At 39.8% G+C, this 14917-nt stretch carries 8 protein-coding genes and 2 pseudogenes; all 10 read right to left on the bottom strand.

The genetic code is table 11. The annotated features are described in order from the left end of the window. Positions 1 to 29: 29 nt before the first annotated feature. Positions 30 to 848 carry a DNA-formamidopyrimidine glycosylase gene (mutM, locus tag FLP15_RS04640; protein ID WP_142766187.1) on the bottom strand — a complete coding sequence of 273 codons (819 nt, stop codon included), beginning with the start codon at positions 846 to 848 and terminating at the stop codon, positions 30 to 32. 287 nt (positions 849 to 1135) lie between these two features. After that, positions 1136 to 2727, bottom strand: a pseudogene (gene asnB / locus FLP15_RS04635) (asparagine synthase B). A gap of 771 nt (positions 2728 to 3498) precedes the next feature. After that, positions 3499 to 4410, bottom strand: coding sequence for a GTPase Era (era, locus tag FLP15_RS04630; protein ID WP_142766186.1), 912 nt, complete (start codon positions 4408 to 4410; stop codon positions 3499 to 3501). Positions 4411 to 4485: 75 nt separating this feature from the next. Next, positions 4486 to 6170 (bottom strand): annotated as a pseudogene (cshA, locus tag FLP15_RS04625) (degradosome RNA helicase CshA). Positions 6171 to 6477: 307 nt separating this feature from the next. Beyond that, positions 6478 to 8049, bottom strand: a complete 1572-nt coding sequence (locus tag FLP15_RS04620; protein WP_142766185.1) for a peptide chain release factor 3 — start codon at positions 8047 to 8049, stop codon at positions 6478 to 6480. A 959-nt stretch (positions 8050 to 9008) separates the two neighbouring features. Then, the gene (locus FLP15_RS04615; protein ID WP_190288348.1) at positions 9009 to 9947 is read right to left on the bottom strand and encodes an ABC transporter ATP-binding protein; all 939 of its coding nucleotides are present in this window, start codon (positions 9945 to 9947) and stop codon (positions 9009 to 9011) included. After that, on the bottom strand, positions 9947 to 10999 hold the full coding sequence (locus tag FLP15_RS04610) for an ABC transporter ATP-binding protein (RefSeq protein WP_142766183.1): 1053 nt from the start codon (positions 10997 to 10999) through the stop codon (positions 9947 to 9949). Before FLP15_RS04610 ends, FLP15_RS04615 begins: the two co-directional genes overlap by 1 nt. Positions 11000 to 11019: 20 nt before the next feature. Continuing rightward, positions 11020 to 12051: an ABC transporter permease gene (locus FLP15_RS04605; protein WP_142766182.1), complete on the bottom strand. Its 1032-nt coding sequence runs from the start codon at positions 12049 to 12051 to the stop codon at positions 11020 to 11022. Between the two features lie 16 nt (positions 12052 to 12067). After that, positions 12068 to 12991 carry an ABC transporter permease gene (locus tag FLP15_RS04600; RefSeq protein ID WP_142766181.1) on the bottom strand — a complete coding sequence of 308 codons (924 nt, stop codon included), beginning with the start codon at positions 12989 to 12991 and terminating at the stop codon, positions 12068 to 12070. A 205-nt stretch (positions 12992 to 13196) separates the two neighbouring features. Further along, a complete protein-coding gene (locus tag FLP15_RS04595; RefSeq protein ID WP_142766180.1) occupies positions 13197 to 14879 on the bottom strand; it encodes a peptide ABC transporter substrate-binding protein in 1683 nt (560 codons plus the stop codon). Between the last annotated feature and the right edge of the window lie 38 nt (positions 14880 to 14917).

The raw sequence follows: 14917 nt of genomic DNA, 5'->3' as shown, positions 1-14917 counted from the left end.
GTATCCTGACAGAATACTGTCAGTGCTTATCATTTTTGACAAGTTGGGCAAAAGTGTGTTCCACGACCTGCTACCTTGATTTTCTCAATCGGTGTACCACAGCGTACACAAGGTTCACCTGTCTTACCATAGACTTTTAACTCTTCTTGCATTGTGCCGGATTTACCCAATGCATTAGCATAAGTTCGAACTGTTGAGCCACCAAGCGCTACTGCCTGTCCCAAAAGCTCAATGATTTCATCGTGTAGGAGATGGACCTTTGCTTTTGTCAGCACTTTCGCTATTGTTTCTGGGTGAATCTTTGCCCGCCACAAGACTTCGTCCACATAGATATTGCCAAGTCCCGCTACAAGCGTCTGCTCTAGGAGATAGGGCTTTATTTTCTTTGTCGAATGTTGCAGTTTTTTTAGGAAAATGGATTCGTCAAAAGCTTCATAGGTTGGCTCTGGTCCTATTTTTTTACTGACAAAATAATCTGAAAGTTTGTCAGCACTTATCAGCTCCCATGTCCCGAATTTCCTTACATCAGCATAAATCAATTGGCTGTCAGCAAATTTTACGGCAATATGGTCATGTTTTTCAATCGATTCTTCAAGTCCAATCAATCGATATTTTCCTTCCATTCGTAAATGTGAAATTAATCGAAATTCATCATCAAACTCAAAGATTAAATATTTTCCTCTTCTCGTAACTCCCGTAATCACATGATGAGTCAATTTAGCTTTTAAATCATCAAAACCTGTCAAAATCATGCGTGGATATCTCGATTCTACCGATTGAATTTTTTTCCCCACCACGATACGCTCCAAGCCTTGACGAACATTTTCAACTTCTGGTAATTCTGGCATAATTCAAATTTTCCTGACGAGCAGGACTCCTTTCTCCATTGATATTCTGGCACAACATTCATATTCTAAATTTCTATGAATCCTTTCAATCAGTGCAATTACACAATTACACTTCGCACATCATGATATCATATCACGATAATTTTCCTGATTGACATTCTCACTGTAAACACTATAACCTTCAACCTAAGGGTCAACTCTGACAGAAATCAAAATTACTGACAGAATATCTGTCAGTAATCATTTTAACATTTATATCACGAATTAACCGTATCCCCTGCTTCTTCCTACTTGCCAGAGTCTCCATAGTTTGACAAAACACGTGCTGAGGGTCTTTCACTTCCTCACCTACCCATTTTGAATTTGGCATCCAGAAGTCAACAATCCAACCATCATATCCAGGATAAAATTCTTCAAAAATATCACGATAAAGGAGTGATTCTTTAGTAAAAGGTGTGTGCGAAGGGTACTTTTCCCTAGCCGTAGCTAGTTCCTCATCAGTATATTTATTTTCTGCAAATTCTTTCAAATAGTCAACCATTGAATGACCAACGGCATCTGAAAAAGCAGCTTTTTCGCGGAATAAAATTTCATCTGGCAAAAGTTCTGTCCCCTCAAAAGCATGGCGCAACAAATATTTTCCTTTGCCGTAGGTATTGAGTTTGCGTTGTGGATTAATAGACATCACATAGTTTGCAAAATCCAAGTCTGCAAACGGTACACGCGCTTCAAGTGAATGTGCCGCTAAACAACGGTCAGCACGCAAAACATCGTACATATAAAGCTCATGGACTCTTTTAGATGCTTCATTTTGAAATTCGCTCGCATTTGGCGCAAAGTCTGTATATTTGTAGCCAAACATTTCGTCTGAAACTTCGCCAGTCATCAGAACTTTCAAATCTGTATTCTCACGAATGTATTTACAAATCAAATACATCCCAATAGAAGCACGAATCGTTGTAATATCCCATGTTTCCAAGTGCCAAATGACATCACGAAGCGCACCAAGTACATCATCTTTTGTCATTAAAACTTCTGTGTGGTCTGTTTTCAAGAAATCAGCTACCTCACGCGCATATTTCAAATCAATAGGATCAGTTTCCATACCGATTGCAAAAGTTTTAATCGGCTGCTCCAATTCCCTAGCAGCAATCGCACAAACCAAGGATGAATCAAGACCGCCAGATAATAAATATCCCATCGGTGCATCAGCGTGTAGACGTTTTTTTACTGCACGTTCTAATTTTCTGCGAATATGCCCTGAAATCTCTGCGAGAGGTTCTTCTACCATCTGTTTCACTGCTGAAATATCATGATACACATAAAACTCACCATTTGCATAATAATATCCTGGTGGAAATGGTGAAACATCACGACAAGATTTTACAAGCGCTTTAGCCTCTGAGGCAAAACAAATCTTTCCTGTTTCTTTGGCATAGCCATAAAATAATGGGCGAATCCCAAACGGATCACGTGCCGCAAAGGTTTCACCCGTATTTTCATCAACCAACACAAAGGCAAATTCTGCATCTAACATTTTCACCATGTTTTCAATACCTTGTGTTTCAAACAATGGAATCAACACCTCACAGTCTGAATTTCCAGCGAACTCATAACCTTGAGCCTCTAAAAACTTTCGTAAAATAATAAAATTATAAATCTCACCATTACACATCAACCGCTTGCCGTTCAATCCAAATGGTTGCCTACCACATACCGACAAATCCATGATTGACAGACGATGAAAGCCAAAATCATTTCCCAATGTGTCACGAACGTGCTGTTGGTCATCTGGTCCCCGATGCTCTATCAATTGCAAATTTGCTTTAAACTCCGCTATCGTCAAATCAGATGTTCCCATAAATAAAAATCCGCACATAATTTCCCCCAATAATCATAATTTTCAACATTATATCACAATTATCAGAAAAATTCATAAAAAATGTAAAACTGAACATCAAATCAATGGCTATCAGCACTGAAAAAAGCTGTCAGTACACTGACAACCTTGATTCACCATTTTCATCGAAGTAAGTGCGTGCTATCTCCTATCTCTACGCTGTCGATGCTCGCTATGCCACTAGGTGCAACAACTAGCATATCATCCTATAAAGTGGCTAGTCGCAATCGCAACACCCTTACATGAAGCAGCACTATCTCCGCTTCGCTACGCTGTCAATTCTCGCTACGGCACGAACGTGCCTAGTCGAAGTCGCAACTCGCTAAAGCGATAAGGTGAAATGGCAACTTTGAATTTCATCCGACTGCCCTAGGGTGTTAGTGATTTGCGACTCGACTTGCGGCTTTGCCTTTTGCTCTTGGGGCTTTAGCCCCTAAGCAAAAGGACAGCGGAGCAACAAAGTTGTGTAGACCGTTCGTAGAACGGCATACGCAGTACGTAGCCACTTAGCGAGAACCATTGCGGCTCAGCACTTTGCCTTTTGCTCTTACTGCTTTAGCAGTTAAGCAAACGGACAGCGGAGCAACGAAGTTGCGTAGACCGTTCGCAGAACGGCGTGCGAAGCACGTAGCGCCTTAGCGAGCATGTATACCTGCGGTGTGGACGACGTAGCGCAGCGAAGATAGCAACTAGAGAAAATGGACAAATATTTTACAAAACTCCCACTGAATAAGTCTTAACTTCATATTTTTACATATAGTCGTCTTTATTGTAACCAAAGTCAGCCAAATCCATCTTACGATCACGCCAGTCATTTTTGATTTTGACCCATGTTTCGAGATAAACCTTATCACCAAGCATAATCTCAATATCACGCCGCGCCATTTTACCGATTTTGCGAATCATATCGCCACCTTTGCCAAGAATAATCCCTTTTTGTGACTTACGCTCCACAATAATTGTTGCCATGATATGGATTTTTCCAGTATCAATGTCACGTGTCATCTGATCTGTAGTCACAGCAATACTATGTGGCACCTCCTCACGCGTCAAAAGCAAGATTTTCTCACGGATCATCTCACTGACCAAAAAACGCTCTGGATGGTCAGTAATTTGGTCTTCTGGGAAATATTGCGGCCCTTCTGACAATTTTTCTGTAAGTGCTGACAGAAGTCGGTCAGTGTTATTTCCCATTTTCGCAGAAATAGGTACAACTTCTGCAAATTCCATTTGTGACGTATAATCGCTGACAATCTCAAAAAGTCGGTCAGGATGCACTTTATCAATCTTATTAACGACCAAAATGACTGGAACTTCTGCTTTTTTCAGACGTTCAATAATCATATTTTCCCCAGTAGACCTTGGTTCATCAGCAGCTACCATAAATAAAACCATATCGCATTCACGCAAGGTAGAATAAGCAGATTGCACCATAAAATCTCCCAGTGCATTATGTGGTTTATGAATTCCTGGCGTATCAATAAAAATGATTTGTTCATTTTCTGTCGTGTAAATCCCTTGGATTTTATTTCTCGTTGTCTGTGGTTTATCTGACATGATGGCAATTTTTTGGCCCATCACATGATTCATAAATGTAGATTTTCCTACATTTGGACGACCTAAAATCGCCACAAAACCTGATTTAAATTTGTTATTTGTCATAGCGCTATTATACAAGAAGTGGACGTTACCGTCAAGAACTGCTCTCAAAATATCAGCGTATCCCTTATACCAGCACTAGCTAGAGCTTAAAAAATCTGTCAGTATACTGACAGATTCATTTTTGACTTTATTTATCCCACGGCTACGCATCACAAATCCTGCTGCTTTTTCAGTACCAGTTGTCCGCTTACGTGGTGTTTTTTCTGCTTGTTTACGGTCATCAAAGCGACGATCATCGCGTTTTCCTCGGTAACCCCTCGATTTTCATCACGATCACGACTCCAGCGTTTGCGATCACCACCGCGTTCACCATCACGATTTCCACCACGGTAGCCGCCTCGATTACCTTCACGGTCACCATTTCCTCTACCCTTGTAACGACCGCCGCCTTTGCCTTTTTTCTTAAAGCCTTGACCTTCGCCGTTAAATGGTAGTGGACGTTCAGCCGTAATTTTCACTTCTTCTTGATTATCTGGGTCTTTTACTCGACCTTGAAGTAGCAATGCTACCAATTCTTTAGCATCAAATTGTTCCAACAACTTCTCTGCTTGCTTGTCAAATTTTGCAAGCGAAAGCTTTGCAGATTCATCTGTCAAATCACGCAAAACATCGTCCATCGCAACAGCCAATGAAGCACGGTAAGCTTCTTCTTTTGTTGGTGGTTTCAAACCTTTCATTGGTTTTTTCGTTAGATTTTCAATGGCACGGAGGTAGCCCATTTCATTATACGAAACAAGTGTTACTGAACGACCAGATTTACCAGCACGACCGGTCCGTCCGATACGGTGAACATAGCTTTCTTGATCTTGTGTAATATCATAGTTGTAAACGTGCGTCACACCTGAAATATCAAGTCCACGTGCCGCCACGTCCGTTGCTACCAAGACATCAATATGTCCTGCTTTGAAATCACGCAAAACCGCAAGACGTTTATTTTGGTCCAAGTCACCGTGAATACCCTCAGCACGATAACCACGCAGTTTAAGTCCACGAATCAACTCGTCCACACGACGTTTTGTCCGTCCAAAAACAATCGCAAGTTCAGGACGTTCCACATCTAACAAGCGTGTCAAAATATCAAATTTTTCAAATTCTTTTGTCTTGATAAAATATTGGTCAATACGGTCAGCGGTCATTTCCTTCGCTGCAATTTTGATATGCTCAGGATTTTTCATGAATTTCACGCCAATTTTTTTAATATCAGCAGGCATTGTCGCAGAAAAAAGCAAAGTTTGACGATTTTCTGGCGTATTTGACAAGATAAATTCAATATCTTCCAAAAATCCCATATTCAACATTTCATCCGCTTCGTCCAAGACCAAAGTGCTGATATGGTCGATTTTCAAAGCTTTACGTTTAATTAAATCCACCAAACGCCCAGGCGTTCCAACTACGATATGCGCACCAGACTTGAGTGCTTTGATTTGTTTTTCAATACTTGAACCACCAAAAACAGTACGAACTTTAAGTCCTTTTGACTTCCCGAAACGGAAAAGTTCTTCCTGACCTTGCACAGCAAGTTCACGCGTAGGCGCAATAACAAGCGCTTGTACGGCTGGATTCTCAGGATTGATTTTTTCAATCGTTGGCAGACCAAAAGCTGCTGTTTTTCCTGTTCCTGTTTGGGCTTGACCAATCACATCACGACCTGCAAGCGTGAGCTGAATCGTTTGCTCTTGGATTGGAGTTGGCTGTTCATAGCCGATTTCTGTAAGTGTATTTACGATACCTTCTGACAGGCCGAGTTCACTAAATTTCAAATTTTCACCTATATTTCTAAATTTTGTCTTCCGACAATTCTTCTATTACAGCATCCGAAATGCTTGATACAGGCGAAATTTGTGTGACCCGCCTGACGTAACTTATCTATTATAGCATACTTTTTCATCTGAAAATGCTTACGGTATTTATTTTTTTGAAATTTTTTTCACTAATCGCTTTCTGTCAGCACTGACAGAAAAAATGGCATACAAAAAATTCCTGTCAGTGCTGACAAGAATTTTTTTAACTCAATAAACGCACATTTTTAGTCTAATTCCCTTATTGATAAGACTGTCACTTCAAAAATCAAACTGAAAACTGTTCCATCAACTCAACATCAGGGTACTTATCCTTGAACCAACGCATCGCAAATTCATTCTCAAACAAGAAAAGTGGATGACCAAAGCGATCACGCGCCAAAATGTTACGTGAACTAGACATTTTTTCGTCTAAATCTTCTTCTTTAATCCAGCGCACTGTCTTAGCACCCATTGGTGTCATCACCGTTTCAGCATTATATTCACGTTCCATTCGGTCTTTAAACACTTCAAACTGCAGTTGTCCGACAGCTCCCAGCATGATATCACCAGTCGTAAAACTTCTGTAAAGTTGGATAGCACCTTCTTGCACAAGTTGCTCAATTCCCTTTTGAAACGACTTCTGCTTCATCACATTTTTAGCCTGAACACGCATGAAAAGTTCTGGAGTAAACGTTGGCAACGCCTCAAAAGCCTTTTTCAACTTACCTGTTGTCAATGTATCACCAACCTGATAAGTTCCTGTATCATAAACCCCAATAATATCACCAGCCACCGCATTTTCAACATTTTCACGAGTTTCTGCCATGAACTGTGTGACATTAGACAGCTTCACCTTTTTTCCCGTCCGAACTAAGTTCACATCCATTCCACGTTCAAATTCACCTGACACAATCCGCACAAAAGCAATACGGTCACGATGTCGTGGATCCATGTTTGCCTGAATCTTGAAAATGAATCCAGAAAAATCAGGATTTAAAGGCTCAATTTCTTCAGCATCCACCGTTTTATGCGAATGTGGCTCAGGAGCATATTCCAAGAAAGTTTCCAAGAAAGTCTGCACACCAAAACTTGTTAACGCTGAGCCAAAAAACACAGGAGTCAACTGTCCAGCAACCACTTCCTCTGGTTTAAACTGATTCCCAGCATCTAAAAGTAGTTCAGCATCTTCCAAAGCCTGAGTAAAAAACGGGTTCTTCGTCAACGGATGACTACTAGGTACTTCTCCATTAGCATCAAATGCGACAAAACGTTCACCATCATCAGGCTGATAAACTTCAACCCGACCATGCGTAAAATCATATAAACCTTGGAAATTTTTCCCCATTCCAATCGGCCAATTCATCGGCACAGAGGCAATCCCAAGAATTTCCTCCAGTTCAGAAAGTAAATCCAACGGCTCACGGCCATCTCGGTCAAGTTTATTAATAAAAGTAAAAACAGGAATACCACGACGTTTCACAACTTGGAAAAGCTTTTTAGTCTGCGCCTCAATCCCTTTTGCACTATCAATGACCATCACAGCAGCATCCACTGCCATCAGAGTCCGATAAGTATCTTCCGAAAAGTCCTCATGCCCCGGAGTATCCAAAATATTAACTCTTTTATCTGCATAATCAAACTGCATGACAGATGAAGTAACCGAAATTCCCCGTTCTTTCTCAATATCCATCCAGTCAGACTTAGCAAAATTACCAGTCTTACGCGCCTTAACAGTTCCCGCTTCACGAATGGCACCACCAAATTTTAACAATTGCTCAGTAATCGTTGTTTTACCAGCATCCGGGTGACTAATAATCGCAAAGGTGCGCCGTTTTTTTATTTCTTCTGCTACATTCATTTTAAATCATCTAAACTTTCTCTTGTATTTATTTTCATAGAATCTTTATTATTCTCTACATCGGAATACTCCCTCAGATAGCTCTATCTTAAGCGACAATCATTTTTATCAAAACAAGTGCGTGCTAATCTCCGATCTTTCAGGTCGGAGATAAAGCAGCACTATCTCCGCTTCGCTCCGCTGTCCATCCTCGCTACGGTGCTGAAGCACCTAGTCGGAATGGCAATCCTTGAATTTCGTCCGACTGCCATAGGGCGTTAGTGCTTTAGAATTTAGGCTTCTTGGACAAGACCACTTCGCCTTGCGACTTTAGTCGCTTAGAGCGAATGGATAACGAAGCGAAGCGGAGGTGTGACCTCATATCGAAGATGTGAGGTTGTACCTTAAATCAGTGGCAAGTTGCCCTTTTATCAGTCGCTTCAGCGACTAGAGAAAATGGACAAATATTTTACGAAACTCCCACTGAATAAGTCTTGACTTCATCTATTCTTCTATACACTATCACACTCAAATTTCACAACGCAAAATCAGTATCTCCACACATCTTCTGCTAACGCTCTCCGTGTGCATTTACTATCCCCATGCTATCCGTACACACTGTTGTTACTCGCTCTGTCCTTCTTAATCGCTTAAAATTGCCGATTCAGCACGAACAGAAAATAAAGCAAATAGACACAAAATCGTGATAAGTTCTAAAGTGGAACTGGCATAACTAGAAACATTCAACTGATTAGAAAATTCTATCTCGTCAATTATATCAAAATTCTAGCTAATTTTATAGCATATTTTTGTTTAAATCTATTACCACAAAAAATGAGCCTGTCAGCTACGACAGGCTCAGAAAACTTAAATAGCCGATTTTAGGTGCAGCTTGGACACCATATCTATCTATAAACCCCCACTCCCAGAGGTTTAGTTTATCCTTCAGTAAATACCAAAGAGATAAATTAAATAGCTTATTAAATAAGATTTTTCTTATACTCAGTAGCCTCAGCTTCTGTAGAAAAGACAAAATGTCCTGGCTCAATTTCACGCATTTCACGCTCTTGACCATCTAACTCAGTAGTAGGGTCATAGATAAGAGGTGTACGGTCACGTTCAGAAATTGGATCTGGCGCAGGAATAGAGCTCAACAAGCTCTTTGTATAAGGATGGATAGGGTGATTATAAACTTGGTCAGAAGTACCGATTTCCAAAATTTTACCCCAATGCATAACACCAATACGGTCAGAAATGTATTTTACCATCGACAAATCATGAGCGATGAAAAGATAAGTCAAGTTTTCTTTTGCTTGAATGTCTTTCATCAAGTTGACAACTTGTGCCTGAATAGACACATCAAGAGCAGAAATAGGTTCGTCCGCAACAATAAACTTAGGTTTTACAGCCAAAGCACGTGCAATACCAATCCGTTGACGTTGTCCACCAGAAAACTCATGTGGATATCGCGTCAAATGATCTCGATTTAAACCAACCAGCTTCAATAGTTCTTCGACTTGTCTTGTACGGTCAGCTTCATCTTTAGCCAAACCATTCACATCAATTCCTTCAGCAACAACATCTTTAATCCGCAAACGACCATTTAATGATGCTTGTGGGTCTTGGAAAATCATTTGTGCTTGCGAACGAAAATCTCTAAGTTCTTGTCCTTTGAGGTTTCGGACATCTATTCCGTTAAAGAGAATGTCTCCACCAGTAATATCTTTATCATAAAGTTTTAAGATTGCTCGACCAATTGTTGTTTTACCTGAGCCAGACTCACCAACAAGACCAAATGTTTCACCTTCATAGATATGAAAAGAAACATCATTTATCGCCTTATTTGCATTACGTTTACCTTTATTAAAAGTCAAGTCAAGATTTTTGAGCTCAACCAATACTTTTTTATCTTCAGCCATTATTCCGCACCTCCTGAAATTTTAGCCCAACGAGCCCAACGAGCTTTAATATTATCAGAAGGCTCAACCTTTGGTGCTCTTTCATCAAGCAACCATGTTTTCGCAAAATGCGTAGGAGATACTTCAAAAAATGGAGGTTCTTCTTCAAAATCAATATCAAGAGCATATTTATTCCGCGCTGCAAAAGCATCCCCTTTAGGAGGATTAAGCAAGTCGGGAGGTGTCCCTGGAATAGAAACCAAACGGTCAACATCTGTTTCTACTGTAGGCATAGAGTCTAACAATCCCCATGTATAAGGATGTTGCGGATTGTAAAAGATTTCCTCAACCGTTCCATATTCTACAATTTCCCCCGCATACATTACCGCAACTTTGTGTGCAAATCCAGCTACTACCCCAAGGTCATGGGTAATGAACACAATAGATGATTTAATACGTGCTTGCAATTCAGCCATCATATGCATGATTTGTGCTTGAATTGTTACATCAAGTGCCGTAGTAGGTTCATCTGCAATCAGAATTTCTGGATCTGCCGCAAGTGCAATCGCAATAACCGCACGTTGACGCATCCCACCTGACCATTGGTGCGGATAATCATTAATATGTTCTTCTGCTTTAGGAATACCAACTTGCTTCATCAATTCTAACGCACGTGCTAAAGCATCTTTTTTACTCATCCCTTTATTGTGCTTTAACAAAGGCTCCGCAATTTGTTTTCCAATTTTCATTGTTGGATCAAGAGAAGTCATAGGGTCTTGGAAAATCATTGAGATTTCATTTCCACGGAGCGCTTGCCACTCTTTCTCTGTATTTTTAAGAAGGTCTTTACCTTTGTAAAGTAATTGCCCTTCAGGAATCTCAGCATTTGGTGCATTCAAACCCATCAAGGTTTTAGTTGTTACAGATTTCCCAGAACCTGATTCGCCAACGATGGCCAACGTTTGACCTTTTTCTAAACTAAAAGATACATCACGAATAGCCTTGACTTGTCCAGCATATGTTTTAAAGTTTACGTGTAAATTTTTTACTTCTAAGATTGTTTCTTCAGACATTTCTCATTCTCCTTTCATTATTAATCCGCAGATTTAGGGTCAAACGCATCACGAAGCCCATAACCAAAGAGGAAGAATGAGAGTGACAAAAGACAGAGGACAACGGCTGGCACAGCAAGTTGGAATGGATAAAATTGCAAACTTGAAATACCGTCAGAAATTAATGAACCAAGCGAAGATGTTGGCGGCTTAACTCCGAGATTAATTGCAGATAACGTAGCTTCAGCAAAGATAACTGATGGAATATCAAACATGATCTGAACGATAATAACACCAAGCATATTAGGAAGTAAATGACGCACCATGATTCGGAAAGTAGACTCTCCCAAGGTACGGGCTGCAAGGACAAATTCCCGTTCTTTCCAGCTCAAAGTTAAGTTACGCACCTGTCTGGCAATCCCTGTCCAAATAAACATACCAATCGCCAAGATAATTGAAGTAACCCCTTGACCAAAAAGCATCCCCAACATTGTTACAATAACTAGATAAGGAATAGATGAAATGATTTCGATAATCCGCTGCATCACATTATCGACCCTACCACCGACCCAGCCTGAAATCAAACCATAGGTAATACCAATGAAAATATCAAAGAGAATCGCTGCAAAGGCAATCAAAAGTGAGATACGCAAACCAACAATCGTACGTTTTGCCAACGACCGTCCAAGATTATCCGTTCCCAAAATGAATGAAGTACCTTTTGGAACATTTTGGTCTTTATAAACATTGGAAGCTTCTGAGTTACCTGGTGGGGTAAACCTACCATCAAATCCAGGAATTCCAAGATTACCGATTTTAGGAGGTAAATTCTTATAAACTTGTACTTTATTAGGGTTAAAATTATTCGCTGCTTTTTGAGGAACAAGTACAGTAGAAACCAGTGCAAAGAGCAAAGTAAAGACAACAACAACCATCGCGACAACTGCAATTTTATTCTTCTTAAATCGACGCCAAGCATCTTGCCAGAAAGTCAGAGCAGGTTTTGAGATAAGTTCCATATCATGAGAACCTTTGGTTCCCACAAGGGTAAATTTATTATTAACATTTTCCATTTTTCTACTCTCCTTTCTAGTCCAATCTTACACGTGGATCAACAAATGCCGTGATAATATCCGTCACAAGAATCATAATCATCAACATCGCTGCATAAACGATTGTCGTCCCCATAATAACTGGGAAGTCTTTAGATGGGATAGATTGAACAAATTGTTGACCAATACCAGGAATACTGAAGATGGTTTCGATAAGAACTGAACCAGTCAAAAGAGCAGCTGTCATTGGACCAATCAAGGTAAGCATTGGGATAAGAGAGTTACGAAGTGCGTGTTTCCAAAGCACTTCATTGCTAGATAAACCTTTCGCTCTAGCTAAGAGAATATAGTCAGAACTTAAAGACTCTATCATCTCAGAACGTACAAATGCTGTCACTTGTGCCATAGAAGCTAGAGAGAGGGCGATTGCAGGCATGACAGATGTCGAAGCTCCGAAACCATCCCAACCCGTAACTGGCAAGACATTTAATGTATAACCAAAAAGCAAGAGTAATAAAGTACCAACAACAAATGAAGGAACTGAGAAAGCAAAAGTTGAGATGACCGACAAAAGTCCATCAACCCAAGTATTACGATAACGAGCAGACAATACGCCAAATAGAACACCGAAGACAATAGCAATAATCATCGCTTCGACACCAAGTTGGGCAGAAACTGGCAAACGTTGCGCAATCATCATACTAACAGGTTGATTCATGTAAGTAAAAGATGTACCAAAGTTACCTGTAAAAGCATGACCTAGATAAATCAAGTACTGTTGCCAAAGTGGTTTATCAAGTCCATAAGTAATCATCAACGCATGAACTTGGTCTGGTGATAATTTGGGATTATTGAATGGTGTCCCTGGCATAACTTGCATTAAGAAGAAAGTTGCTGTGATAACCAAGAAAAGAGTGAGCACCATCAAAAGGACGCGCTTCAAAATATATTTAACTAGCATAATTTAAGTTTTCCTATAATAACACGAAAAAGTAGGCGCTACAAAGAGCCCTGCTTTTTCATTAAATAAAATTTATCAAAGCAAGTGCGTGCTAATACTCCGACCTCTTAGGTCAGAGATAAAGCAGCACTAAGCTTTGAATTTCGTCCGACTAAATTCAGTGGTTTGAAACTCCCACTAAATAAGTCTTGACTTCATTTATCAATTATTTAACGTAAGTCCCTTTAAGGTTGTAATTCAAACCTGTACCGTGGAAGTTAAAGCCTTTAAGGTTAGGGTTACGAAGTGATGGTGTAGTACGGAAATATACTGGGTTGATACTTGATTGTTCAAAGAGTGCTTGTTCTGCATCTTTGTAATCAGCATTACGTGCTGCATCATCCATTACATCTGGGAGTGTAGATGCTTTATTGAAGGCTGCTTCATATGCTGGGTTATTAACCTTACCATCATTTTGTCCTGAATTTTGTGTAAAGAGATTCAAGAAAGTAGATGGTTCTGCATAGTCACCACCCCAAAGTGTCATTACCATATCAAAGTTTTGAGTTTGTGAATCTTTCAAACGTTGTTGGAATGGTACGATTTTTTCAGTGATTGTCAAACCTGGAAGGGCTTTAGCAAGAGAAGTTTGGAGATAATCTGCTGTTGCTTTGGCTACTGGTTTATCTGCATCAGTTGTATAAGTAAGATTTACAGATTTAGCACCAATTTCTTTCAAACCTTTTTGCCATAATTCTTTTGCTTTAGCTACATCGTAAGTATAAGGTTGAGCTGCATATTTAGAGAAATCTTCTCCTGTTTGAGTTGTAGCCATACCTGCTGGCACTAAGCCTGTCGCTGGTGCTGAACCTGGGTAAAATTGTTTAACAAGTTCATTACGATTTGTAGCAAGATTGATTGCCTCACGAATATTCACATTTTGCAATGCTTTAGCAGCAGTAGGATTTGATGTTCCTTTACCAGACTGGTTATACTCAATATATGCTGTTGTAGCTTCTTTCAAAGGTACATAATCTTTACCACCATTAAAGCCTTTGTTAGCGCTATAAAGTTCAGGTGATGCGATTGGTGCTTCATCAAGTTTACCTTGTTTGTAAAGCTGTACTGCTGTATTAGGATTCTTCACAACTTGGAAATCAATTTCATTAGATTTTACATTCTTCTTATCGTAGTAATTTGGATTTTTAACGAGTGAGAAGTTAGCATTTGTTCCTGTCCAACCAGCATTTTTCTTGAAGACAAATGGACCTGAGTAAACCATCTTATCAGAAGTTGTACCATATTGTTTGCCATATTTTTCTACCGCAGCTTTTTGTACTGGAGCATAGACAGGAGCTGCAAGTAAGAATTTAAAGTAAGGAACTGGTTGTGTCAATGTAACTGTCAACTCTGTATCCGAATTCGCTACTACACCGAGCTGATTCAGGTCTTTAATCTTACCTGAGTTAATTTCAGAAGCATTTTTGATGTGGCCCGCATCTGAATAAAGGTAAGCGTACTGTGAACCTGTTGCAGGATTAACTGCACGTTGCCAAGAGTAAACAAAATCTTTTGCTGTTAAAGGTGTTCCATCAGACCATTTAAGTCCATCATGTAAAGTGATGGTGTAAACTTTACCATCATCAGAAACTTTAATGTCTTTTGCAAGAGCATTTTCAGCAACGCCTTCGTTATTTACTCGAGTCAGACCTTCTTGCGTATTACCGATGATTTCTCCAGAATAAGTATCTGTTGCCAAAGCAGAATCAAGTGTAGTAATATCTGTCGTCAACTCAAGTTGTGGATTTTTTGAAGTTGAAGATGAAGATGAACCTCCACCACAAGCTGCAAGAAGTGCAGCTGAACCAAGCGCAACTGTACCTAGAGTAACTTTTTTCCAAGTTTTCATGTGATTTCCCTCTTTCATAAATATTCTCTGATTTGCAA

The organism is Lactococcus protaetiae (genome assembly GCF_006965445.1).
Taxonomy (GTDB): domain Bacteria; phylum Bacillota; class Bacilli; order Lactobacillales; family Streptococcaceae; genus Lactococcus; species Lactococcus protaetiae.
This window is presented reverse-complemented; position numbering and strand designations above follow the sequence as displayed.

Coding starts and splice junctions, on each gene's coding strand:
- mutM (WP_142766187.1), bottom strand. CDS start 848: ATGCCAGAATTACCAGAAGTTGAAAATGTTCGTCAAGGCTTGGAGCGT.
- era (WP_142766186.1), bottom strand. CDS start 4,410: ATGACAAATAACAAATTTAAATCAGGTTTTGTGGCGATTTTAGGTCGT.
- FLP15_RS04620 (WP_142766185.1), bottom strand. CDS start 8,049: ATGAATGTAGCAGAAGAAATAAAAAAACGGCGCACCTTTGCGATTATT.
- FLP15_RS04615 (WP_190288348.1), bottom strand. CDS start 9,947: ATGGCTGAAGATAAAAAAGTATTGGTTGAGCTCAAAAATCTTGACTTG.
- FLP15_RS04610 (WP_142766183.1), bottom strand. CDS start 10,999: ATGTCTGAAGAAACAATCTTAGAAGTAAAAAATTTACACGTAAACTTT.
- FLP15_RS04605 (WP_142766182.1), bottom strand. CDS start 12,051: ATGGAAAATGTTAATAATAAATTTACCCTTGTGGGAACCAAAGGTTCT.
- FLP15_RS04600 (WP_142766181.1), bottom strand. CDS start 12,991: ATGCTAGTTAAATATATTTTGAAGCGCGTCCTTTTGATGGTGCTCACT.
- FLP15_RS04595 (WP_142766180.1), bottom strand. CDS start 14,879: ATGAAAACTTGGAAAAAAGTTACTCTAGGTACAGTTGCGCTTGGTTCA.